At 38.0% G+C, this 23,522-nt stretch carries 23 protein-coding genes; 20 read left to right on the top strand and 3 right to left on the bottom strand.

Going from position 1 to position 23,522, the window contains the following annotated elements:
- From hisC to hisG, 3 genes are all read right to left on the bottom strand, one after another.
- Nucleotides 1-1,041, bottom strand: coding sequence for a histidinol-phosphate transaminase (gene hisC, locus ACIQXP_RS02100; protein WP_293744452.1), 1,041 nt, complete (start codon nt 1,039-1,041; stop codon nt 1-3).
- A 125-nt stretch (nt 1,042-1,166) separates the two neighbouring features.
- Complete coding sequence (gene hisD, locus ACIQXP_RS02095) at nt 1,167-2,483, bottom strand: histidinol dehydrogenase (protein ID WP_293744451.1); 1,317 nt, start codon at nt 2,481-2,483, stop codon at nt 1,167-1,169.
- A gap of 49 nt (nt 2,484-2,532) precedes the next feature.
- Nucleotides 2,533-3,384 (bottom strand): ATP phosphoribosyltransferase, encoded by an 852-nt coding sequence (gene hisG / locus ACIQXP_RS02090; RefSeq protein ID WP_090981954.1) that lies wholly within the window; start codon nt 3,382-3,384, stop codon nt 2,533-2,535.
- A 274-nt stretch (nt 3,385-3,658) separates the two neighbouring features.
- Here hisG and ACIQXP_RS02085 point away from each other — a divergent pair, with 274 nt between their 5' ends.
- The 20 genes from ACIQXP_RS02085 to ACIQXP_RS01990 all read left to right on the top strand — a co-directional run bounded on the left by ACIQXP_RS02085 (nt 3,659) and on the right by ACIQXP_RS01990 (nt 23,479).
- A complete protein-coding gene (locus tag ACIQXP_RS02085; RefSeq protein ID WP_387504204.1) occupies nt 3,659-5,221 on the top strand; it encodes a L,D-transpeptidase family protein in 1,563 nt (520 codons plus the stop codon).
- Between the two features lie 72 nt (nt 5,222-5,293).
- Complete coding sequence (locus ACIQXP_RS02080) at nt 5,294-5,986, top strand: NUDIX hydrolase (protein WP_387504205.1); 693 nt, start codon at nt 5,294-5,296, stop codon at nt 5,984-5,986.
- A 68-nt stretch (nt 5,987-6,054) separates the two neighbouring features.
- Nucleotides 6,055-6,888, top strand: a complete 834-nt coding sequence (gene prs, locus ACIQXP_RS02075) for a ribose-phosphate diphosphokinase (RefSeq protein WP_387504206.1) — start codon at nt 6,055-6,057, stop codon at nt 6,886-6,888.
- Between the two features lie 6 nt (nt 6,889-6,894).
- Nucleotides 6,895-7,380 (top strand): nucleoside 2-deoxyribosyltransferase domain-containing protein, encoded by a 486-nt coding sequence (locus tag ACIQXP_RS02070; protein ID WP_387504207.1) that lies wholly within the window; start codon nt 6,895-6,897, stop codon nt 7,378-7,380.
- A 10-nt stretch (nt 7,381-7,390) separates the two neighbouring features.
- The gene (locus tag ACIQXP_RS02065; protein ID WP_387504208.1) at nt 7,391-8,335 is read left to right on the top strand and encodes an ADP-ribosylglycohydrolase family protein; all 945 of its coding nucleotides are present in this window, start codon (nt 7,391-7,393) and stop codon (nt 8,333-8,335) included.
- Between the two features lie 299 nt (nt 8,336-8,634).
- A complete protein-coding gene (locus ACIQXP_RS02060) occupies nt 8,635-9,156 on the top strand; it encodes an O-acetyl-ADP-ribose deacetylase (RefSeq protein WP_293744445.1) in 522 nt (173 codons plus the stop codon).
- A gap of 25 nt (nt 9,157-9,181) precedes the next feature.
- The gene (locus tag ACIQXP_RS02055) at nt 9,182-9,838 is read left to right on the top strand and encodes a DUF4291 domain-containing protein (protein ID WP_387504209.1); all 657 of its coding nucleotides are present in this window, start codon (nt 9,182-9,184) and stop codon (nt 9,836-9,838) included.
- Nucleotides 9,828-10,370: an RNA 2'-phosphotransferase gene (locus tag ACIQXP_RS02050; RefSeq protein ID WP_387504210.1), complete on the top strand. Its 543-nt coding sequence runs from the start codon at nt 9,828-9,830 to the stop codon at nt 10,368-10,370. The genes ACIQXP_RS02055 and ACIQXP_RS02050 overlap by 11 nt, the downstream gene beginning before the upstream one ends.
- A 1-nt stretch (nt 10,371) precedes the next feature.
- Nucleotides 10,372-11,103 (top strand): metallophosphoesterase family protein, encoded by a 732-nt coding sequence (locus tag ACIQXP_RS02045; protein ID WP_387504212.1) that lies wholly within the window; start codon nt 10,372-10,374, stop codon nt 11,101-11,103.
- Nucleotides 11,104-11,122: 19 nt separating this feature from the next.
- Nucleotides 11,123-12,580 (top strand): nicotinate phosphoribosyltransferase, encoded by a 1,458-nt coding sequence (locus ACIQXP_RS02040; protein ID WP_387504213.1) that lies wholly within the window; start codon nt 11,123-11,125, stop codon nt 12,578-12,580.
- A 148-nt stretch (nt 12,581-12,728) separates the two neighbouring features.
- The gene (locus ACIQXP_RS02035) at nt 12,729-13,133 is read left to right on the top strand and encodes a hypothetical protein (protein WP_387504214.1); all 405 of its coding nucleotides are present in this window, start codon (nt 12,729-12,731) and stop codon (nt 13,131-13,133) included.
- A gap of 229 nt (nt 13,134-13,362) precedes the next feature.
- Nucleotides 13,363-15,402 (top strand): BatA domain-containing protein, encoded by a 2,040-nt coding sequence (locus ACIQXP_RS02030; RefSeq protein WP_387504215.1) that lies wholly within the window; start codon nt 13,363-13,365, stop codon nt 15,400-15,402.
- Nucleotides 15,399-16,655 (top strand): dihydroorotase, encoded by a 1,257-nt coding sequence (locus tag ACIQXP_RS02025; protein ID WP_293744437.1) that lies wholly within the window; start codon nt 15,399-15,401, stop codon nt 16,653-16,655. Before ACIQXP_RS02030 ends, ACIQXP_RS02025 begins: the two co-directional genes overlap by 4 nt.
- A gap of 156 nt (nt 16,656-16,811) precedes the next feature.
- The gene (locus tag ACIQXP_RS02020; RefSeq protein ID WP_293744436.1) at nt 16,812-17,480 is read left to right on the top strand and encodes a hypothetical protein; all 669 of its coding nucleotides are present in this window, start codon (nt 16,812-16,814) and stop codon (nt 17,478-17,480) included.
- 12 nt (nt 17,481-17,492) lie between these two features.
- Nucleotides 17,493-18,062: a DUF4199 domain-containing protein gene (locus tag ACIQXP_RS02015; protein WP_293744435.1), complete on the top strand. Its 570-nt coding sequence runs from the start codon at nt 17,493-17,495 to the stop codon at nt 18,060-18,062.
- 82 nt (nt 18,063-18,144) lie between these two features.
- Nucleotides 18,145-18,699, top strand: a complete 555-nt coding sequence (locus ACIQXP_RS02010) for an ATPase (RefSeq protein WP_293744434.1) — start codon at nt 18,145-18,147, stop codon at nt 18,697-18,699.
- Nucleotides 18,700-19,032: 333 nt separating this feature from the next.
- Complete coding sequence (locus tag ACIQXP_RS02005; protein WP_293744433.1) at nt 19,033-19,983, top strand: glycosyltransferase family 2 protein; 951 nt, start codon at nt 19,033-19,035, stop codon at nt 19,981-19,983.
- A 154-nt stretch (nt 19,984-20,137) separates the two neighbouring features.
- Nucleotides 20,138-21,100 (top strand): glycosyltransferase family 2 protein, encoded by a 963-nt coding sequence (locus tag ACIQXP_RS02000; RefSeq protein WP_387504217.1) that lies wholly within the window; start codon nt 20,138-20,140, stop codon nt 21,098-21,100.
- 2 nt (nt 21,101-21,102) lie between these two features.
- Entirely contained in the window at nt 21,103-21,891 is a 789-nt protein-coding gene (locus ACIQXP_RS01995) for a hypothetical protein (RefSeq protein ID WP_387504218.1), read from the top strand.
- A gap of 40 nt (nt 21,892-21,931) precedes the next feature.
- Nucleotides 21,932-23,479, top strand: coding sequence for a GH3 auxin-responsive promoter family protein (locus ACIQXP_RS01990; protein WP_387504219.1), 1,548 nt, complete (start codon nt 21,932-21,934; stop codon nt 23,477-23,479).
- The last annotated feature ends 43 nt before the right edge of the window (nt 23,480-23,522 follow it).

Raw genomic sequence — 23,522 nt, 5'->3', positions numbered from 1 at the left:
TTAGAAATTTTCCAGCACAGTTAATAGTTTGTCGTTTTCTTCTTTTGTACCTACCGTAATCCTTAAACAACCTTCGCATAAAGTAACCTTAGAACGGTCGCGCACGATGATGCCCTGTTCTACTAAAGTATCATAAATTTTTAATGCGTCGGTAACTTCTGTAAGTATAAAATTCGCATCAGAAGGGTACACTTTTTTCACAATATTTAGGGTACCTAAGGCACTGCTTAACCGGTTTCTTTCGGCCACAGATTCTTTGATCCAATCGTTCACCTGACTAATATTTTTTAAGGCTTCAAAAGCTAAATCCTGAGTGGCCTGGTTGATGTTGTAAGGTGGCTTAATTTTGTTCAAAACATCAATCACTTTTGTGGAAGAAAAGGCCATGCCTAAACGTAACGCCGCGAGTCCCCAGGCCTTTGAAAAAGTTTGCAAAACCACAAGGTTTGCGTACTCAGTTAACTCCTGAATAAAGGTCTTCTGACGGGCATAATTAATGTACGCTTCATCCACTACCACGATGCCGTTAAAGTTGGCTAAAATGGTTTCAATATCTTCCCGGTTTATCGAATTTCCGGTCGGATTATTTGGCGAGCAAATGAATATTAATTTGGTGTTTTTGTCGATCGTTTCTGCGATCTTTTCCATGTCTAACTGGAAGTCCGGAAGCAGGCTTACTTTGCGTATTTCTACATCATTTATGTTGGCCGAAACTTCATACATTCCGTAAGTTGGTGGCAGTACAATTACATTGTCTTTTCCCGGGTTACAGAAAGCGCGAAATAACAAATCTATTGCTTCGTCACTACCGTTTCCTAAAAAAGTATTCTCAATTGGCACGCCCTTTATTTTACTGATGGCATCTTTCAGGTCCAGCTGTAAAGGATCTGGATAGCGGTTATAATTGGCGGGCAGCGGTGAGCCATAACTGTTCTCGTTGGCATCTAAAAAAACAGATGCCTGACCTTTAAATTCGTCCCTTGCGGTAGAGTAGGGGCGAAGGTTTTTTATATTTTCTCTTACTAAATCGTTAATGTCCATTATTTAAGGTAAAAGGTAAAAGGTAAAAGGTAAAAGGGCTTGGCGATTAGCCTAAAGCTTTATACGTTATACTTTTTACAGATTTATTGAAATGACTTAATCTTATTTTCGGTTTCGTATTATACTTATTCATCTTCTGACTGCCGATTTCGTTCTTCCGACCCAAAGCCCAGTCTAATACTTACCGCGTTTTTATGCGCCTCCAGACCCTCTGCTGCCGCAAGTATTTCAACGGTAGCGCCAATACTGTTCAAGCCTTCCTGAGATAAATGCTGGAAAGTGATTTTTTTCAAAAACGCATCTGTTGATACGCCTGAATAAGCCTTTGCAAAGCCACTGGTGGGTAAGGTATGGTTGGTTCCCGAAGCATAATCGCCAACACTTTCTGGTGTAAGGTTGCCTAAAAATACAGATCCTGCATTGACAATCAGGGGGATAATACTTTCAAAGTTTTCCGTAGCCAATATTAAGTGCTCCGGTGCATATTCATTTGAAAATAACATCGCTTCATCCAGGTTTTTAGTTAAAACAGCATAGGAATTGGCAATGGCCTTGGCTGCTATCTCTTTTCTTGGAAGAATAGTAAGCTGACTTTCAATTTCTTTTAATGTTTCAGCTATGATTTGATTGGAGGTAGATACCAAAATAGCCTGGCTATCAGTTCCATGTTCTGCCTGTGCAAGTAGGTCAGCAGCAATAAATGACGGATTGGCAGTCTCATCTGCAATGACCAGTACCTCTGATGGTCCGGCAGGCATGTCAATAGCCACCTTATTTTGGACCATGGTTTTGGCTGTGGTTACATAGCGATTGCCAGGTCCGAAGATTTTATATGCCTGCGGCACACTTTCTGTTCCAAACGCCATAGCTGCTACAGCCTGTGCGCCTCCAATCAGAAATAACTTTTTGATGCCCAATAGCACTGCGCAGTAAGCCAGGTAACAATTTGTTTTACCATCACTTTGTGGCGGAGAGCATACGATGATTTCTTTACAGCCTGCAATAAGAGCTGGTGTTGCCAACATTAAAAAAGTGCTTGGTAATACTGCAGTTCCTCCCGGAATATACAATCCGACCTTTTCAATTGCCCTGCTTTCGCGCCAGCAAACAACGCCTGGCATGGTCTCTATTTTATCTTCTTTTTTTAACTGAGACAAGTGAAAATTTTTAATGTTCTCATACGCCGTATCAATCGCTTTTTTTGCTTCATCAGGGATAGTTGCTGCAATAGCTTTTAACTCCTCTCCATCTAGAAAAAGTTTTTTCAGTTCCACTTTATCAAAGGTTTTGGCAAAATCAAAAAGGGCTTTGTCGCCATCTGTTTTTACTGATTTTACAATGTCGGCAACACGACTTTCCACCAATTTATCATCCTCAATCTGTCTGGAACACAGTTCTTCAATTTTTGATTTAGATAAATCTGTATAATTATAGATTTTCAATGATTTATATTTTTAAATTAACTAATAGTTAATATGAAATTTTAAGAATTTATCTGATTATTTTCTCAATAGGCATCACTAAAATACCTTCGGCTCCGGCAGCTTTTAAACTGTTTATTTTATCCCAGAAATCTTCTTCTGCAATTACCGAATGTACCGCTACCCAGTTAGGTTCGAAGAGTGGAACTACCGTAGGACTTTTTACGCCGGGCAACAGATCAACCACTTTTTGAAGGTTATCTTTCGATACATTCAGTACTACATATTTGTTTGATTTTGCACTAAGTACAGAGCGGATGCGTTGCAATAATTCTGCTACCTCCGGATTGTCGGCGATAGATTTGTTTCCGATTAAAACAGCTTCAGATTGCATGACATCAGCGAAAGGTTTTAAGCCATTACTTTTTAATGTTCCACCTGTTGAAACGATATCGAAAATGGCGTCACTTAATCCTAAACCCGGCCCAATTTCTACCGATCCTGAAATGGTCCTGATATCAGATTGTATCCCTTTTTCCTGAAGAAATTTTTCGAGAATTACCGGATAAGAAGTTGCGATGGCCTTGCCGTTTAACTCTTCCAATTGTTGGATGTTGCTGGTGGCCTGAACGGCGATTTTTAAGGTGCATTTTCCAAAACCTAATTTTTGAAGATAGTCTACCTCGGCTTTGGTTTCTACAATCACATTTTCGCCCACTATACCTAAATCGGCGATGCCGTCCTGTACGTATTCCGGAATATCATCGTCACGCAGGAAAAGAATTTCTAAAGGAAAATTGGTAACAGTTGAGATGAGTGAGCTTTTGTAATTTTCGAAAGATAAACCACAATTTTTAAGTATTTCTACAGATTTTTCGTTTAACCTACCCGATTTTTGGATAGCAATTTTAAGTGTTTTCAAAGTATTGAATATAGAGTGAACAAGAAATTATTTTACGGAAAAAAGTTTTGAAGTACAAAACAAACATATCATATCGCCTATCGGCGATGGTGTAAATGTAAGTGATGGTTCAAAGTTAAGTTCATAAATTATTTCTGCCAGTATCAATACGTTAGCTGATAAGCGCTGGCAAATATAGTGTTTGATTTGTGAAAACAAAAAATAATGGCACTTAATTTGCCATTATGCTGTTTTTATTATCATTAACCGTTAGTTTATATTAAATTTTACGCTTTTGAAAAAGTTTCACCTTCTTATTCTGCCATTTATTTTATTGATATCTGCTTGTGGATGGTTTAAAAGCCCGCCTGAGATTGGGCAAGTGCTATCTGAACACTTCAAGAATAAAATCTATAAAGATTTTGATACTGTAGCTTACGATAGTGTTTTTGTGAAAACAATGGACAGTCTTTCAGGTAAATTCGTAAATCCCAAAGCCATAAAAGCGTTTTATGCGAATAATAATACTCAGCCTAAACTGGTTACACAATTCTACATTAATGGCCAGTTAGACTCACTGGTGAGTTATTTAGATCAAAGCACGGTACATGGCTTTAATCCAAAAATCTTTAAGGGAGATGAAATTAAGGGTTTATTGAATGTGTTAACGGCCAATAAGTTTAAGAAGGTAGATGAAAGTTATCCTATAATTGCTAAACTGGAACTTCTGTCTGCAAATGCTTATCTAAATTATAACAATTATCTAAAATATGGAGTCGTAAATCCGCGGACCATTTTTTCGCGTTATTACATTAAAGTGAAGCGTCCGGATAGCTTGGGTATGATAAATCTTTTAAAGGGCAAAAGCCTTATAGATACCCTAAGATCCGTTCAGCCAAAGTCGGCTCAATACAAGGCTTTACAAGCTGCTTATTTGAATACAGATTCGGAGATTGAAAAGCGAATTTTATTATTGAATATGGAACGTTTCCGCTGGAAAATGCCGGAGACAGGAGATAACTATGTACAGGTAAATATTCCTGATTTTAGGTTGACCTGGTTTGATAAAAACGATACTTTAATTACGATGAAAGTATGTGTGGGTGGCAAGCGTGAAAATGGTTACGAAGAGAAACTTAAAGCCTTTTCGAAATCACGCAATTTAGACGACAAACCGAAGAATCATGAGACACCATTATTGTTCAGTAAAATTAACTCTATTCAGGCCAATCCGGTGTGGAATATTCCGGTAAGTATTGCTCAGAGTGAGATCTATTGGATGGCCAGAAAAGACCCTTATTATTTATCGAATAGTAACATCAAAGTTTACTATAAAGATAGGCTGATTGGTGAGCCTGATACCATCAACTGGAGCAGGTATTCACGAGATAAATTACCTTTTAAATTTAAGCAGGGATCTGGTGGTGGAAACGCCTTGGGAAAGTTTAAATTTATCTTCGATAATAGCTCGAGTATTTACCTGCACGATACCAATAACAAGAACGGATTTAACTTAACCAACAGGGCCATCAGTCATGGTTGTGTACGCATCGAAAAGCCACTTGAATTTGCTGAACTTTTGGTTAGAGATCCATATACTTATGATAAACTTAGGGCAGAGGTTGATCTGCCACCAGTAGATAGTACGCATATAAAATGGTATAAAAAACGTATGGCCCAAAAGGCAGATACCACCAAGGCTTTTCAATTAAAACCTGCCTGGTTCGGACCAAAGAAACCAGTTCCTTTATTGATTACTTATATTACCGCCTGGTCTCAGAATGATCAGATTGAATACCGTCCTGATGTTTATGGTATGGACGATAAACTTTGGGCGGCAATGAAAAAGTTTAGGTAAGAAATTAAGTATAGCATTCGGTCTTTTGCCTGAAAAGCATTAATTTTGTGTTGTTTTTACACAAATTAAGGGATGATCGATCAAAACATTAAAATTGCCGTTGATGCCATTGTATTTGGCTATGAAAAGGGAACGCTTTATGTATTGGCCGTTCAACAGCGTTTTGGTAAACTGGCCGATCGGTGGGTGTTGCCCGGCGGATTTATTTTGGATGATGAGCCTTTAATCACTGCAGTAGAACGTGAGCTTAAGGAAGAAACGGGGATAACCGTAAATTACCTGGAACAATTGGCAACATTTGGCGACAACGTTAAGCGCGACGAACGTTTCAGGGTGATTTCTGTGGCTTATTTTGCCTTGGTAAATCCTAAGAATTTTGTACTCAAGGCCGATACCGATGCCAAAGATGCCAAGTGGTTTGATGTAGCGCAGTTGCCAGTATTGGGATATGATCATAACGAAATGGTTAAACTTGCCCATCAACGTTTAAAAAGTAAATTGACCTATCAGCCGATTGGTTTCGACTTGTTAGATCACGAATTTCTCTTCTCCGACCTCGAAAATTTATACTGTTCCATTTTGGAAAGGGATATTGACCGGAGAAATTTCAGAAAAAAAATCCTGAGTTTTGGAATTGTTACAGAAACTGATAAAGTGGTAAAAATAGGGGCTAGTGGTCGGCCAGGCAGACTTTTTACTTTCGATAAGCTAAAATATAACCAGCTTTTAAAAGAAAACTTCCAATTTGACATTAGGTTTGCGTAAAATAAACACAAATTATTTTCTTCATTCTAAAAATCATTTTTATATTTGTGTAAATAATACGCAAATATATGTTGAATCTTAATCCAAGTTTTACTCCGCTAGGCGAAAATAACTTAATCTGGCATAAATCTTTCTTATTTGCAGGTGGTGAGCCGCATATAAAAATTTCAGATCATTTTGATGTGACCAAACCCGTTACCATTACACACCGAATAAATTCCTTTAATGATTTGGGGCTGATCTGCATCACCGTTGATGCTTTGAAAAGAATGGGGGTAAAGGAAATTAATCTTTTTATTCCGTATTTTCCTGCAGCGAGGCAAGACCGGGTGATGGTTCCAGGCGAACCCTTATCCGTAAAAGTTTATGCTGATATCATCAATGCCATGGCTTTGGCAAGTGTTACCATTTTCGATCCGCATAGCGAAGTAACCCCGGCATTGCTGAATAACTGTGTAGCCATTTCTAATCATGAATTTATAAAACAGGTGATCGCAAAAATTGGAGATGGGGTAAAGCTGATTTCTCCGGATGGTGGGGCTTTAAAGAAAATTTATAAAGTTTCTGAATTTTTAGGCGGCGCTGAAGTGGTAGAATGTTCAAAAAGCCGCGATGTAAAAACGGGAAAACTTTCCGGGTTTAAAGTATATAGCGAAGATCTGGCTGGTGGCGATTGTTTAATTGTAGATGATATCTGCGATGGTGGTGGAACATTTATCGGTTTGGCCGAGGCACTTAAAGCTCAAAATGCAGGAAAATTATATCTGGCGATCAGTCATGGCATATTCAGCAAAGGTTTTGAGGTGTTCGATCAATATTTTGAGCAGATTTTTACAACAGATTCGATCAAAGAAGTTGATCATGACGGTGTAACGCAGATAAAATTGATGAACATATTATAAAATAATATGAGAACGGTACTTCCTCCAGAGATTATTCTACCATATGATGTATCGGTATTTTTGGCAGGAACCATCGATATGGGGCATTCGGTTGATTGGCAACAAAAATTTATCGATCAGGCAAATGAAGAAGAAGTGTTAGATGATGTAGTCGTTTTCAATCCACGAAGAAAATCCTGGGATCACAGCTGGACACAGTCGATTGAAAATATATGGTTCAGCGGGCAGGTAAACTGGGAACTTGATTCGATGGAAAGTGCTGATGTGATTTTGTTATTCCTGGAAGCAAATTCCAAATCACCCATTTCGATGATGGAGTTGGGCTTATTTGCCGATTCAGGAAAGCTGATGGTTTGCTGTAAGGAAGGGTTTTGGAGAAAGGGTAATATCGATATTGTTTGTAAGCGGAAAGGAATCGATCAGTACGATACCTTCGATAAACTTAGTGTTGCTGTAGTGGCAAAGCTTAAAGATTTGGTAGAAAGTAAATAAAGAGAAAAAGATGAAAGATGTGATTATTCATAGCGCAATGTTCGGACTGGTAGTTGGAGATGCTTTAGGTGTGCCGGTGGAATTTAAAACCAGGGCATATTTAAAACGGAACCCAGTTTTGGATATGATGGGCTACGGTACGCATCATCAGCCCGCAGGCACCTGGAGCGATGATAGCTCGCTTGCGCTTTGCCTTGCCGAAAGTCTGTGCGGTGGTTATAACCTGGACGATATTTCACAAAAATTTCTCCAATGGTTTAATGCTGAAATCTGGACGCCTCATGGAAAAGTTTTTGATATCGGAATTGCTACAAGTGAGGCTATTAATATGATAAAACATGGAGCAGATCCCGTTTTATGTGGCGGGGCATCAGAAATGGACAACGGAAATGGATCGTTAATGAGGATTTTGCCTTTGTTGTTTTACCTGCAGGATGAAAAGGACCTGAAGGTCATTTTTAAATGCGTAAAAGAAGTTTCATCTATCACTCATGCACATTTCCGTTCAATTTTCGCCTGCTTGATTTACATCGTTTACGGTTTAGAGCTGTTAAAAGGGACTGATAAAAAAGAAGCTTATGTTAATATGCAGCTGAAGCTTAAATATTTTATCACAAATCAAGATTTTGAACAAAAGGAAATTGATTTATTCAAAAGGGTTTTGGTAGGTGATATTTCAACTGTCAGGGAAAATGATATTTATTCTTCCGGTTATGTTCTGCATAGCTTGGAAGCGAGCTTATGGTGCATTCTCACTACCGGAACTTACGAGGATGCTGTGCTGAAAGCGGTTAACCTAGGTGACGATACAGATACAACAGCTGCAATTACTGGTGGTTTGGCCGGTTTAATCTACGGCTTCGAATCTATTCCTGAAAATTGGGTCAATTCAATTGTAAAGAAAACTGAAATTGATGATCTCTGTGAAGAAATGAATTCCGCACTGATGGATTAAGGGATGGAGATATCAAAAAAAGATCTTTAAATATCTAGAGTCGTCGAGGCTGTATCATAAATACGGAATTGTCATCCTGAGCTTGTCGAAGGACCTTTATTTAAGTGCTTTAAAGGCATTTCTACCGGCTCAACTTGACAAAGTTAAAGCAAATTATGATTTATGATACAACCTGCTATTTACAGAAAAGATGCTGACCACGTAGTAGCTACAAGGCAATTGAAAATACTAGTGCTACTTGTAAAATAAATTCAGCATGGCGTTTGCATTGAAATAATCTATAAATAAAATTCAAAAAAATGATTTTAGAACTAATCAAAGCGGATATAACAACAATCAAAGCCGATGCCATTGTTAATGCAGCGAACAGTTCGTTATTAGGTGGTGGTGGAGTTGATGGCGCTATCCACAGAAAAGGCGGCAAAGCGATTTTAGATGCATGTATGGCGATCAGAAATAAACAAGGGAAGTGCGACACTGGCAATGCGGTAATCACAACCGCAGGTAATTTACCCACCAAACATGTGATCCATACCGTGGGGCCGGTTTGGAATGGTGAAAGTGAAAGAAATAATGAACTGCTTGCAGCATGTTACCGAAACAGTTTGATGCTTGCAGTGGAAAATGACATAAAGGTTATCGCTTTCCCGAACATCAGCACCGGGATTTATCATTTCCCAAAAGATAAAGCAGCAGAAATTGCCATTAGAACGGTAAATAATTTTGCTCAAAAAGAAAAGATAGAAAAGGTAATCTTCGTTTGTTTCGACGATGAAAATTACCAGCTCTACGAAGAAAAACTCAATCTTACTAATAAATGAGATGAGTTTATAACAGTATTATAAAATGAAAATAACAGTAAAAAAATATATAGAGCAATTATCAGAATGGCCAAAATCAGGATGCCATATTATGGCCCAGTATGATAATGAAAAAGTAATCGTTTATCAGGCTTACCTGAAAGAAATCGGTGAATTTGCCATAAATAACCAATATTTTGGAGGTGAATTTAGTTTAACAAGAATGACCTGGATAAAACCCAATTTTTTATGGATGATGTACAGGAGCGGTTGGGGAACAAAAGAAGGTCAGGAAGTTACCTTGGCCATCCATCTTAAAATTACAGCTTTCCATAATTATCTTCAGCATGCAACTTATACCTCTTTCGATCAAACCGAAGGTATGTCTCATGAAGAGTGGAGAAATGATCTCGAAAATTCCAATATCAGGCTGCAATGGGATCCGGATCACGATCCTTATGGCTCAAAACAAGAAAGAAGGGCCATCCAGATCGGATTAAGGGATAATTTTATCAGATCTTTCGCTCAAGATGATATTTTGCTGATTGAGGATATCAGCTCTTTTGTAAAAGAACAATACGAATTTGTTCAGAATCACCAACTCGAAAATTTAACAGTACCTGCCGAAAAACCTTTTTTGTTTAAGGATGAAACATTGAACAAAAAATTGAAAATCATAAATGCATATGCTCATGGACATTAAAATAGCGAAAGGCATCAGCAAATTGCTCAGCTACATTTTGAGGCATTCACCAGAAACCATAAAGCTCAAGCTAGATGAAAATGGCTGGGCAGAGGTGGATGAACTGATTGCCAGATTTGACCTATATGATTTAAAATTAGATTTTGAACTGCTTGAATATGTTGTTGAGCATAACGATAAAAAAAGGTTTGCATTTAACGCAGATAAAACCAAAATAAGGGCAAATCAAGGGTATTCCGTTTCAATAGAGCTGGACCTTGATGAGGGTGAACCGCCAACATACCTATATCATGGCACAGTTGAAAAATTCCTGCCTGATATTAAAGCGCAGGGATTGCAGAAAATGAGCAGACAGCACGTGCATTTAAGTGCCGATAAAGAAACCGCCATTAAAGTAGGAGGCAGGAGAGGAAAGCCGATTATCCTCATTATTAACAGTGGAGCAATGAACAAAGCAGGATATAAATTTTATTTATCAGCCAACAACGTATGGCTTACAGCTGTTGTACCTGCTGAATATATCACATTTTAACATGGGCAGGACATTGGTAATAGGGGATATCCATGGCGGATTAAAAGGCCTGATCCAGTTATTCGAACGTGCAGGCGTTTCAAAGGAAGATAAGCTCATCTTTCTGGGAGACTATGTGGATGGCTGGAGTGAATCCGCGCAGGTAATTGATCATTTGATCCGCCTGGATGAAAGTCATCAATGCATCTTTATCAAAGGCAACCATGATGCCTGGTGTATAGACTGGCTCAAAAAAGGCATTGTAGATGAGGTTTGGTTTGCGCATGGAGGTAAACTAACCATGGAGAGCTATCGCAATTTATCTGATGACGCGAAGAAAGAACACTTAAATTTCTTTAAGCGAATGAAAGATTATCATGTTGACGGGCAGAACAACCTTTTTATCCATGCAGGTTTTTCTTCCATGCACGGACCAGAAAAAGAGCGCTATTCTTCCAATTATTCGTGGGACAGAACGCTTTGGGAAATGGCCCTGACCATGGATAACCGGATTAAAAAAGATGATGCAATTTATCCGAAACGTTTATTGTTGTATCACGAAATCTACATTGGCCATGCGCCAACGCTCTATTATAACACAGATTTGCCCATGCAGGGCTGTAATGTCTGGAATATCGATACCGGTTCTGCATTTACCGGGAAATTAAGCTGTTTGGATGTTGAAACTAAACAATTTTGGCAAAGTGATACCTTGCAAAGCTTGTATCCAAACGAAAAGGGAAGAAATAAATAAGATCAAAATACATCAAACCATGAATCCATTATTATTAACAGATGGTTATAAAGTTGACCACCGAAGACAATACCCTGAAAATACCACATTGGTTTATTCTAACTGGACGCCTAGAAAAAGCAGGATCGAAAATGTAAATCATGTTGTACTTTTTGGCTTGCAATATTTTATTAAAAAATACATTATCGAAGATTTTGACCGAAATTTCTTCAAACGGCCAAAAGACGAAATTTTAGGTAAGTATGCGCGTAGAATCAATAATTACCTGGGCGAAAACCTGGTAGGCACACAACACATTGCCGATTTGCACGATCTGGGTTATATCCCCATGGTTTTTAAATCACTTCCTGAAGGCGCCGAAGTGCCTTTGCGGGTACCCATGTTTACGATGTACAATACCAAACCCGAATTTTTCTGGCTGACTAACTATTTTGAAACTTTACTATCAGCTGTAGTATGGTTACCATGTAATTCGGCCACCATTGCCAAACAGTACCGTACCATTTTAGATCAATATGCAGCAGAAACTTCATCCGTTCCTGAATTTGTAGACTGGCAGGGTCACGATTTTTCTATGCGCGGCATGGGTGGGATAGAAGCTGCGGTAACTTCAGCAGCTGGCCACTTATTGAGTTTTACAGGAACGGATACCATCCCGGCGATCGATTTTTTGGAAGAATATTATAACGCAGATTCCGACAAAGAACTGATTGGTGGCTCGGTTGCCGCTACTGAACATTCGGTTATGTGCATGGGAACCAATACCGGAGAGCTCGAAACTTTTAAAAGATTGATTTTAGAAGTTTATCCAAAAGGAATAGTTTCCATCGTTTCTGATACCTGGGATTTGTGGAAAGTGTTAACAGAATACCTGCCTGTGTTGAAAGATGATATTGTTGCCCGACCTGGTAAGGTGGTTATCAGGCCTGATTCCGGTGATCCTGTTGATATTATCTGTGGAAATCCGAACGGCAAAAATGAAAACGAAAAAAAAGGTGTAATCGAACTGCTTTGGGATGTTTTTGGCGGAAAAACTAACGATAAGGGTTTTAAAGAACTCGTGCCTCAAATTGGTGCTATTTATGGCGATAGCATTACCACTGAGCGGGCTACACAGATCTGTGAGCGTTTAAAAGCCAAAGGTTTTGCGTCTACAAATGTAGTGTTTGGCATCGGATCTTTTACTTACCAATATAATACGCGCGATACTTTTGGTTTCGCTATGAAAGCAACCTACGGCGAAGTAGATGGTGTTGGTCGTGAAATATTTAAAGATCCCATTACCGATGATGGTACCAAAAAATCAGCCAAAGGTTTATTACAGATTTTTAAAAATGCCCGGGGAGAGTATGAACTAAAGGATCAGTGTACCTGGGAAGAAGAAGCGCAGGGTGAATTAAAAGAAGTTTTCAGAGATGGCAAACTGTTAATTGATTATTCTCTTGCCGAAATTAGAGAAAGGCTAAAGAATAGTTAACTTCGCCAAGTTTTTGACGCTGTATCATTATTGAACCTCATCCAGAATAAACTGTCATCCTGAGCTTGTCGAAGGATTTATCAGGAAGTTAAACGAGATAGAGTTTAGTTTAATGATACAGCTTCATTTAGATTGATACATCAAAGAAATGCAGGAAACACCTATTTTTAACCATCAGGCTGATATCGTAAATAGTGCCATCAGGTTTATGAACGCATGGTTTAAACAATCAAAGGCGATTACAATGGAACTGAACGATTTTTTTATCCTGCCTGGAAGTAAAATTATTGGCAAAGATGTGATCATTGGGCGTTTGAAAGGTATTTTCGGACAATCAGACGAATACGTTGGGGGGCGTTATGATATTATTGATGTTAATTTCGAATTATTTGATGAGGTTAAAGGTATGGGCATTGTAGAAGGCGTTGCGGGTTACCGGGATGTGATTCAAAAACAATCTAAAATTATAAGCGGACCTTTTAAATTGTATTTTGCATTAAGCAATGGCCAATGGAAAATTGTAAATATCGAATTTCCCGGGTTTAGTTATTAAAATGAAATTAAGTAGATAGTTATCACAAATTAATGTCATCTCGAGCGGAGTGTAACGTAGCCGAGAGATCTATCTACGCAGATCTCGACCGGAACGCAGTGGAGTAGAGAGATGATGCTACTTTTTTTCTATCGGTTGATGTCATTGCCAACCGATAATGAGAAACATTGATAATAATTAAGGAGGAATATTATCCCCAATTCCATATTTTTTCTATCTTTGGTTTTTAATGAATTTCCTTTATCCGGGCTTTCTTTTTGCACTACTATCGGTTGCCATTCCGGTTATCATTCATTTATTCAATTTCAGAAAATTTAAAAAGATTTATTTTTCTAATGTTCAGCTTTTAAAAGAAGTAGAGCAGCAAAATTCATCAAAAGAAAAACTTAAAAACCTGCTTATTCTTGCATCGCGGATTTTAGCGATCATCTTTTTAGTACTCGCATTTGCCCAGCCTTACATTCCTGCTCACAACCAAAAAGCTACGGCATTAAACAATATCGTTAGTATTTACATCGATAACTCTTACAGTATGGAAGCCGTTAATAAAGACGGCAGTTTATTGGACGAGTCAAAACGTAGGGCAAAAGAACTGGTTAAAGGTTTCGGAATCAACGACCGGTTTCAGTTATTAACAAATGATTTCGAAGGGAAACACCAGCGTTTGTTAAATGAAGAAGCATTTTTAAAAGCACTGGATGAGGTAAAAATATCGGCAGCGAGCCGCAATCTCCAGCAGATTTTAAACCGTCAGGAAAATGTTTTATCAGGCGCTGAAAATAAATACAGCTTCTTAATCTCCGATTTTCAAAAAAATATCCTATCCACCAAAAAACTCGAAACCAAAACGGATATTCAATATTCATTTTTAAAATTGAATGCGAATACCTTAGCCAATGTTGCGGTAGATAGCGTTTGGACACTTTCACCAAATCATCAGCCAGGTGCAAATGAACGTTTAGTAGTACAGCTAAAAAATTATTCGGAAGAAGATGCAAAAAATATTCCCTTAAAACTAAGCATTAACAACCAGCAAAAAGGATTGGGTTCTGTAACCATTCCTGCGGGTAAAACAGTGAAAGATACCCTGAATTTCTCGGGACTTAACGCTGGGTGGCAAAAAGGTATAGTGAGTATTAAAGATTTTCCCGTGACCTTTGATGATACCCTTTCATTCAGCTTTAAAGTGGATAAAAGTTTCCCGGTTTTAAGCATTAACGGGCCTGATGCAGGAAATTATATCAAAGCCTTATTTGCGGCTGATGCATACTACAAATTAACTGAAAATGCAGAAAGTAACATCAACTATAGCAATTTTACCAATTATGGCTTGATTGTATTAAATGGATTGAAAAATCCTTCCAGCGGACTGGCGCAACAGCTAAGAACCTATCTCAAAGCAGCGGGTACAGTTGTGCTTTTTCCAGATTTGGATGCCGATATCCAAACTTATAATTCATTTTTAAGTGGATTGTCGCTTCCCACCATTCAGGGGCTAAATACTACCACAAGTAGAGTTGATCAAATTGATCTTCAAAATCCAATTTTCAAGACTGTTTTTGAAGAAATTCCTGAAAATCTGGATCTGCCAATGGTTTCGCGTTATTATTCTTTTGTGGAGAAAAACACATCCAATAAAGAAGATATCATGTCATTGGCGGGTAGAAGAACTTTTTTTGCTAAATATGGGGTAGAGAATGGGCAGATTTATTTGTCGGCCACCGGTTTGAATGCCAATGATGGAAATCTGGCACGCCATCCGGTTTTTGTACCGTTACTTTATCGCTTAGCCCTAAGCGGGGGGAATGAAATACCACTCTATTATTATATTGGTAATGATAATACATTAACCAGAAAAAAAATAGCGACAGGCAAAAACCAGAGTTTAAAAATTACTGCCGATCATTTCGAAGCCATACCTGAGATACGCCAGGTAGATGGAAAAACATTGATCTATATCGCCGATCAGGTTAAAAATGCAGGCTTTTATAACTTGAAACTTGCTGATTCGCTGCTTGCTGTTTATAGTTTTAACAATGGCCGGACCGAATCTGATTTACATTATTTAAGCAAAACAGAATTGGAGCAATTAGCCCGTAAAAGTAACCTGAAAATATTCGATACCGATAAGGATGCTGTTAACTTAATTGCCGGTGGCCATAAAATCGGACAAACTTTATGGAAACTTTGTCTAATTTTGTCGCTGATTTTTATTGCAGCAGAAATTTTGCTCATCCGATTTTTTAATAACACAAAGAAAACAATATGAATCTCCTGGTTAAAAATGTAACCATTGCCGATCCGCAAAGTAAATTCAATAGTCAACAATGCGATGTAAGAGTAGAAAATGGTAAGATCACGAACATAGGTAAATTAGCTGCCGATAAAAATGAAACCGTTTTTGATGGTCAGGGTGCTTTTTTAACACCAGGTTTTTTCGATTTAAATTGTGCCGCAGGAGATCCGGGTTTTGAAACGAAGGAAGATCTTGATACGTTAACACAAACGGCGAAAGCCGGTGGATTTACAGGATTGGCCTTGTTACCGCAAACCAATCCGGTTGTACAGTCGAAATCTCAGGTCGAATATATTGTTAATAAGGCCAAAAATAATCTGGTTGACGTTCTTCCTGTGGGGGCCATCAGCCAAAACCGGGAGGCAAAAGAACTGGCTGAACTTTTCGATATGCAACGGGCAGGTGCCGTGGCTTTCTCTGATGGCGATAAAGCACTGGAAGACGACGGCTTTATGAGCAGAGCCTTACAATATGCCAAAGGTTTTGATGCCTTGTTAATGGTTTATCCCGAAAATAAATCAATTGCAGGTAAATCGCAGATCAACGAAAGTAAAAATTCAGTGCTTCTGGGGATGAAAGGTTTGCCTGCATTGGCCGAGGAAATGCACATTGCACGCGATATTTTTTTAGCAGGCTATAACGAGACCAAAATCCATATCAGCAATATTTCAACCGCAGGTGCAGTTGCTTTAATCCGTAAGGCAAAAAAAGATGGTGTTCAGGTTTCCTGCGATGTAACGGCGCATCATCTCGTATTTACAGAAGAACTTTTAAGCGATTTTGATAGCAATTATAAGGTTAAACCACCCTTGCGTGGAAAAGCTGATGTAAAGGCATTAATTGCAGGTTTAAAAGACGGAACCATTGATGCAATTACTTCCCAGCACCGCCCGGAGGAAATAGAATTTAAAAATGTAGAGTTCGAAATTGCCCATTACGGTATTGTTGCCTTACAAACGGTGTTGCCGTTGTTGTTAAAAGCTGGATTGGATATCGCTTTAATTTCCGAAAAATTAGCCATTAATCCGCGCAAATTGTTAAATTTAACAGTTCCGGTAATTGAAGAAGGGGCGTCGGCTAACTTCACGGTTTTCAACGCGAGCGAAAAATGGCTGTATAATGCAGCCAGTAATTATTCCAAATCGGCAAATAGTCCGCTGTTGGGTAGCGAGCTTACGGGTAAGGTAAAGCTGGTTTGCAACAATGATCAATACTGGGAGAGTTAAGGTTGAAGTTTAGGGCAGAAGGTTTTTAATGATCTCTCAAAAGATATAGTTAAAAAAATATTGATAAATTAACAGGTTATAAGGGCTTAGACTGAAGCAAGAAATGATAATTTTGTTGTTCAGTTCATACAATCTTATCATCCTAAAATCTTAATCATGGATAATAGAGTAAAAAAAGCATTAGGTGCTTCAATTAATAAATATGCTGAGGTTTCGGCAATCAATGTTGAAGGTTTTGAAACAGAATTATTGTCTGCTTTTGAACTGGATGTTAACTTTTTAGATAAGGCTAACGCTTTTGATGCTGTTTTTGATTCGCATCCAAAATTTGAAGAGCTGAGAGAGGTATTTTTCGATTTACTGATGGTAAATTTCTTCAGCAGCGACGTGCAAAAGCTGGAAGATGATTATTTGGAAAGCGATGAATGGGCCAATATTGAAGAGGAAACCATTGACAGGGGAACCGAACTTTTAAATCTCTTGTTATATATTAAAGAGTGCAAGGATGAAGATTTGGATCCTGAACTGGGTGATTTCCTGAAAGAATTTTTGTTGGTAGAAGACGATGAATTTCAGGATGAGTTTGAGATTTACGAAGAGCTGATCAGCAACCAGCAACTGGCCGAGAGCAGTGTAGAAGAGATCTGTAAAACGGCTGTAAAATTAAATATCAGCGAAGAAATGCAGGAATTATTCGTGCCTTTTATGGTCTTCTTCCTGGATGTTGAAGGCAGTAAGGAAACTGAAAAAGAATTAATTCAGTTTAGCCGTAACAAAGCTTTCGACGCTGCATCTTATACATTGATCACAACAATCAATAACTAAAAAATTAAGAAAATGGACAAGAGTGCTCTTATTTCCAAATTAGCTTTAAAAAATGGATTAATGTTGGCTGCGGTTTCAATCGTATTATCATTAACCCTGCATTTTATCGATCCCGTTTTAATTTACACCAGTTTTATTGCGCAAATTTTAATATTTGTTTTATTTATCGTCTTATTGGTAGTAGTAGGGATTAACATTCGTAAAGAAATTGGTGGTTTTTGGACATTTGGAGAAGCTTTCAAAGCTTTTTTGATTGTTTCGTTAATTTTGGCATTAACGGCTACACTTTACAACGTAGTACTCATGAAATTTATTGATCCAGATCTTCCGGCGAAGGCTGCAGATGCGATTGAAACTGCGCAAAGAGCGATGATGGAAAAATTTGGAATGGCCAGTGAACAAATTGATGAAGCGATGGCCAAAGCCGGCAATATGCAGGAAAAACTTGAGCCTACCTTTAAAAATATATTTACCAGTTTTGGCGTTTCACTTGCCTTATATGGCGTGCTTTCGCTCATACTTGCTGCTATTTTGAAAAGAAAAGAACCAGTTACCTTTAACTCGTTTCCTAAAGAAGACTAATTTTTGTACAAATTTTCAACGTGCAGGTTTTATCATTTAAGTTGATGAAATCTGCACTTTTTAGTTTAAACAGCTATATGTAATGCATCATCTATATATTATTTCTGGTTGTAATGGCGCAGGTAAAACAACGGCATCATTTACTATTTTGCCTGAAATCCTTAATTGTAGAGAATTTGTTAATGCCGATGAGATCGCACGTGGAATTTCGCCGTTTAAGCCTGAAAGTGTAGCCATTCAAGCAGGAAAAATTATGCTGAACCGGATTGATGAGCTGCTATTGCAAAATGCGGATTTTGCTATTGAAACTACGCTCACTACTAAATCTTACTTAAATACTATTAAAAAAGCAAAAGCTTCAGGTTATCAGGTAACGCTTTTGTTTTTTTGGCTAAATGATGTAGAGCTTGCTATCGAAAGGGTTAAAATGAGGGTATCTGAAGGTGGGCACGATATCCCTGAAGATGTAATCAGAAGAAGGTATAAAAAAGGCATGCAAAATTTACAGCAGTTTATCAAAAGTGTTGATTTTTGGTTTGTGCTAAATAATTCACAAAAAACGCTTCAGTTTATAGCGGAGGGTAATAAATTTGAAATCACTATCTTTGAAAAAGAAAGTTGGATAAAATTAAGTTAAATATCATGGATGACAAGCAGATTACTCTTCTACTACATAGAAAAATAAGTGAAGGCATGAAATTAACTTTCAAAAAAATGATTGCTTACAAAGCAAAAAACAATGGTGTTTTGGTTTTCTCCGATCACGGGGAAATTATAAAAGTAAAAGCTAAAGACATTAAGTTATAGTTAAATCAAAAATTTTCAACGTGCAGGTTTTGTCAATTAATTTGATGAAATTTGCACGTTTTAATTTAACAAACCTCGCAGGTTTCTAAACGGCGTAGCCCTCAATGAGACTGTTGAAAACAACATACAAAACGAATTAAACCTGTGAGGTTTATGCTTAAAAATGGATATATCAGTTGTAGTACCCTTGTTTAATGAAGATGAGTCCTTGCCGGAATTAACGGCCTGGATTGATAAAGTGATGATCGCCAATAATTTTAGCTATGAAATTATACTTGTTGATGATGGTAGCACCGATAGATCCTGGGCTGTAATTGAAGATTTAAGACTTCAAAACCCAGCTATAAAAGGCATTAAATTTAGGCGCAATTATGGTAAATCTGCCGCTTTGAATGTAGGTTTCGAAGCCACACAGGGTGATGTGGTTATTACCATGGATGCCGATTTACAGGATAGTCCGGATGAAGTTCCGGAGCTTTACCGTCGTATTAAAGAGGAAAAGCTTGATATCATTTCGGGCTGGAAAAAGAAACGGTATGATCCGATTACCAAAACAATACCGACTAAACTCTTTAACGCGGCTACCCGCAAAATGAGTGGTATCGAACTGAACGATTTTAACTGCGGCCTAAAAGCTTACCGGAGCGATGTAATCAAAACCATCGAAGTATATGGCGAAATGCACCGTTACATTCCGGTAATTGCCAAATGGGCCGGCTTTGGTAAAATAGCCGAGCAGGTGGTAGAGCACCGGGCACGTAAATATGGCACCACAAAATTTGGTTTCAGCAGGTTTATAAACGGCTTCTTAGATTTACTTTCTATTTTCTTTGTCGGCAAATTTGGTAAACGCCCAATGCACTTTTTTGGCTCGTTGGGCGTTTTAAGTTTTCTTATTGGTACTTTTATGGCACTATGGATGATCGGTGAAAAACTCTATCACCTTGCCGCACATATCCCTTACAAACGAGAAATTACTGATCAACCGTTATTTTATATTGCATTGGTTGCTATTATTGTAGGCTCGCAAATGTTCTTGACAGGTTTTGTGGCCGAACTGGTAACCCGTAATGCACCAGAAAGAAACCAGTATTTGATAGAAAAGAGGGTGTAAGGCAAAAGGTTTATGGCATAAGGTTTATACGCCTAAACCTCATTACCTAGCATAAGTATTAACGTTTTGAGCGTATGAGGTTAAAGTTAAGGCGTAATGTAATTGTACGCCAAAGCCCTAAACCTTAAACCTTCTATCTTTAACCTTAAAAAAAATGTTTTTCTCCATCATCATCCCTCTTTACAATCGTCCGCAGGAAATAGACGAATTATTGAATACGCTTACTAAACAGACTTATTTACAGTTTGAGGTTTTGGTAATTGAGGATGGCTCTAAAAACGATTCGAAGGAAATCGTTGCTTCTTATGCAGATCGACTGGATATTAAATACTATTTCAAGGAGAATGCCGGACAGGGTTTTGCCCGTAATTTTGGCTTTGAAAGAGCTAGAGGCGATTACTTTGTTATTTTCGATTCTGACATTCTGGTTCCGGCCAATTATTTAGAGATTGTTAAAAACTATCTTTACGAGCATCATTTAGATGCCTATGGTGGTCCTGATGCAGCGCATGACAGTTTTACACCTGTACAGAAAGCAATCAGTTACGCCATGACATCGCCTTTCACCACCGGTGGCATCCGTGGAAATAAACAGCACGTAGGGCAGTTTCATCCACGTAGTTTTAATATGGGCGTTTCCCGTCAGGCCTGGGAAAAAGTAGGTGGCTTCATTTTGACCCGTTTAGGCGAAGATATCGAATACAGTATCCGCATCCATGAAAACGGTTTTAAAATTGGACTAATTCCCGATGCAAAGGTTTACCATAAACGCCGCACCAGCTTTAGCCAGTTTTATAAACAACTGCACTTTTTCGGCAGGGCGAGGATCAATATTTATAAACATTTTCCAAAAGAATTAAAGCCTGTCCATTTTTTTCCTGCCTTGTTTACCTTGGGTTTTGGTTTCACTATTTTGTGTAACTTTATCTATCCTCCATTGGCATATGTTTGTAACTTCTTCTTATTGATTTACTTTATGTTGATATTTTTTCATTCGTGGTCTGTAAATAAATCGTTAAAAGTTGCATTTTTGAGCATGATATCTTCATTTATCCAATTAACTGCTTATGGTTTAGGATTTATACAGGATTTATTTAAACGTGTGGTATTCAAATAACAATGATCAATTATCTAAAAGAAAGTACTTTTGCCGTTAATGATGTAATACAGAAAGCATGGGGCATTACCAGAAAACACTATTTCTCAATTGCTACATTATGTTTTTTGATGTTTATTACCGCCAGTGCATCAAGTTTAATGGCCTTTTTTATTAAGGATGTGAGCAAAGCCTTGAGCGTAATCATGGTGATTATTTTTGTTTTGCTTTATTTTACCATTAACCTTTCGCTGTTTAAGTATATCTTCCATTTAATGGACGATGAAGAAAACGATGTGAAGATTGTGGATACACTCCCAACCCGACAGCAGATTATCAGGTTTCTGATTGCTACCCTTTATTTTGTAGGCTGTATCCTTGGTGTTTATCTGGTTGTCATTCTGGTCGCTTTTCCATTTATTTATACCGGGATTAATTTATCGATCGTTAAAAATGTGGCCATCTCGGTAGGGATTATTGCCATTTTCATCACCTGGTTAAGGATTTCATTTTTTCCGTTTTTTATTATCGATAAAGGTGCAACACCATTTGATTCTATTAAATTAAGTTTGGCTACCACCAAAGGAAATTTCACTAAGATATTATTGCTACTGGTTGTTTTGGGTGGTGGATATTTAATTTACCTGTTATTAAATTACCTGCAATGGCCTTTAATTGCCTTTATTGTAAATATTTTAAGTTCATTCATTATTGTTCCACTATCAAGTGTGGCCTTAACCGTTGCATACCGTAAAATTTCAAGCGAGTATAAAGGTGATCAGCATCCTGATATTTTACATAATATAGTTTAACCCCCAGCCCCTGAAGGGGAGTTAAAATCAGATTAAATTTATGGAAAAAGAAAATAATGGTAGAAGGGAAAAGTCCCCTTCAGGGGGCTGGGGGCTTAAAGCAGCGTTAAGTAAACCCTTTGCGGCATTTGCAGTCTGGCAGATCAACAAATGGAAATATAATGCCGTTAATGCTCAAAATGATATATTAAAGCGGCTGGTTAAAGCCGCTGAAAATACAGCTTTCGGGAAAGATCATCATTTTAATGATATTAAAACCTATGCTGACTTTAAAAAACATGTGCCGATTCATGATTATGAAGGTTTAAAGCCTTATGTAGACCGTGTTGTGGCGGGAGAGGCTGATGTGCTTTGGAAAGGTAAACCACTTTATTTTGCTAAAACATCAGGTACCACATCAGGTGTCAAATATATTCCGCTTTCTAAAGAATCGATGCCTGAGCATATCAAAGCTGCGCGAAATGCCATTTTAACTTATATCAACGAAACGGGAAAGGCTGATTTTGTAAACGGAAAGATGATCTTTTTACAAGGGAGTCCGGTGTTGAGTGTAAAAAATGGAATTAATGTAGGTCGTTTATCCGGCATTGTGGCCCACCACGTACCAGCTTATCTGCAAAAGAACCGGTTGCCTTCTTATGAAACCAATATCATTGAAGATTGGGAGCAAAAAGTAGAAGCCATAGTGGAGGAAACCATTCATGAAGATATGACCTTGATTTCTGGTATTCCACCCTGGGTACAGATGTATTTCGATAAGCTTTCAGAAAAATCAGGAGGAAAGAAAATTGCTGAAATATTCAGGAATTTCAGTCTCTTTATCTACGGTGGTGTAAATTTTGAACCTTACCGGGCAAAAATTGAACAGAGTATCGGTAGGAAAATTGATGCCATCGAAACCTATCCGGCTTCAGAAGGATTCATCGCTTATCAGGATTCGCAGAAAGACAAAGGTTTATTGTTATTGGCTAATGCTGGTATTTTTTACGAATTTGTACCAACTGATGAATATTATCATGATCATCCAACACGGTTATCGCTTGGTGAAGTTGAACTGGATACCAATTATGCATTAATTTTAAATACCAATGCAGGATTATGGGGCTACAGTATTGGTGACACCGTTAAGTTTGTTTCTAAAAAACCTTACAAAATTGTGGTAACAGGGCGGATTAAACATTTTATTTCTGCTTTTGGCGAACATGTAATAGGTGAAGAGGTAGAACAGGCCATTTTAAGCGTAGCGAATGAAGAGCAGGTAGAAATTACAGAATTTACAGTAGCGCCACAGGTTAATCCGGAAGCAGGGCAATTGCCTTATCACGAATGGTTTGTGGAATTTGCATCTGCACCAAAAGATCTGGCTTCCTTTAGCAAAAAGGTGGATGAGGCTTTGCAAAAGAAAAATATTTATTACTTTGACCTCATTGAAGGAAATATATTGCAGCCGTTGATTATACGTACTTTGCAAAAAGATGCCTTTGTAAACTATATGAAAAGTGAGGGAAAATTAGGCGGACAAAATAAAGTACCGCGGTTGAGTAATGATAGGAAATTGGCAGATGGGTTGGAGAGATATATTGGTTAATTTATCTTCCACGGTTCGTTATATATTTTTTAACGACGAGTCG

This window comes from Pedobacter suwonensis, from assembly GCF_044762335.1.
Classification (GTDB): domain Bacteria; phylum Bacteroidota; class Bacteroidia; order Sphingobacteriales; family Sphingobacteriaceae; genus Pedobacter.
This window is presented reverse-complemented; position numbering and strand designations above follow the sequence as displayed.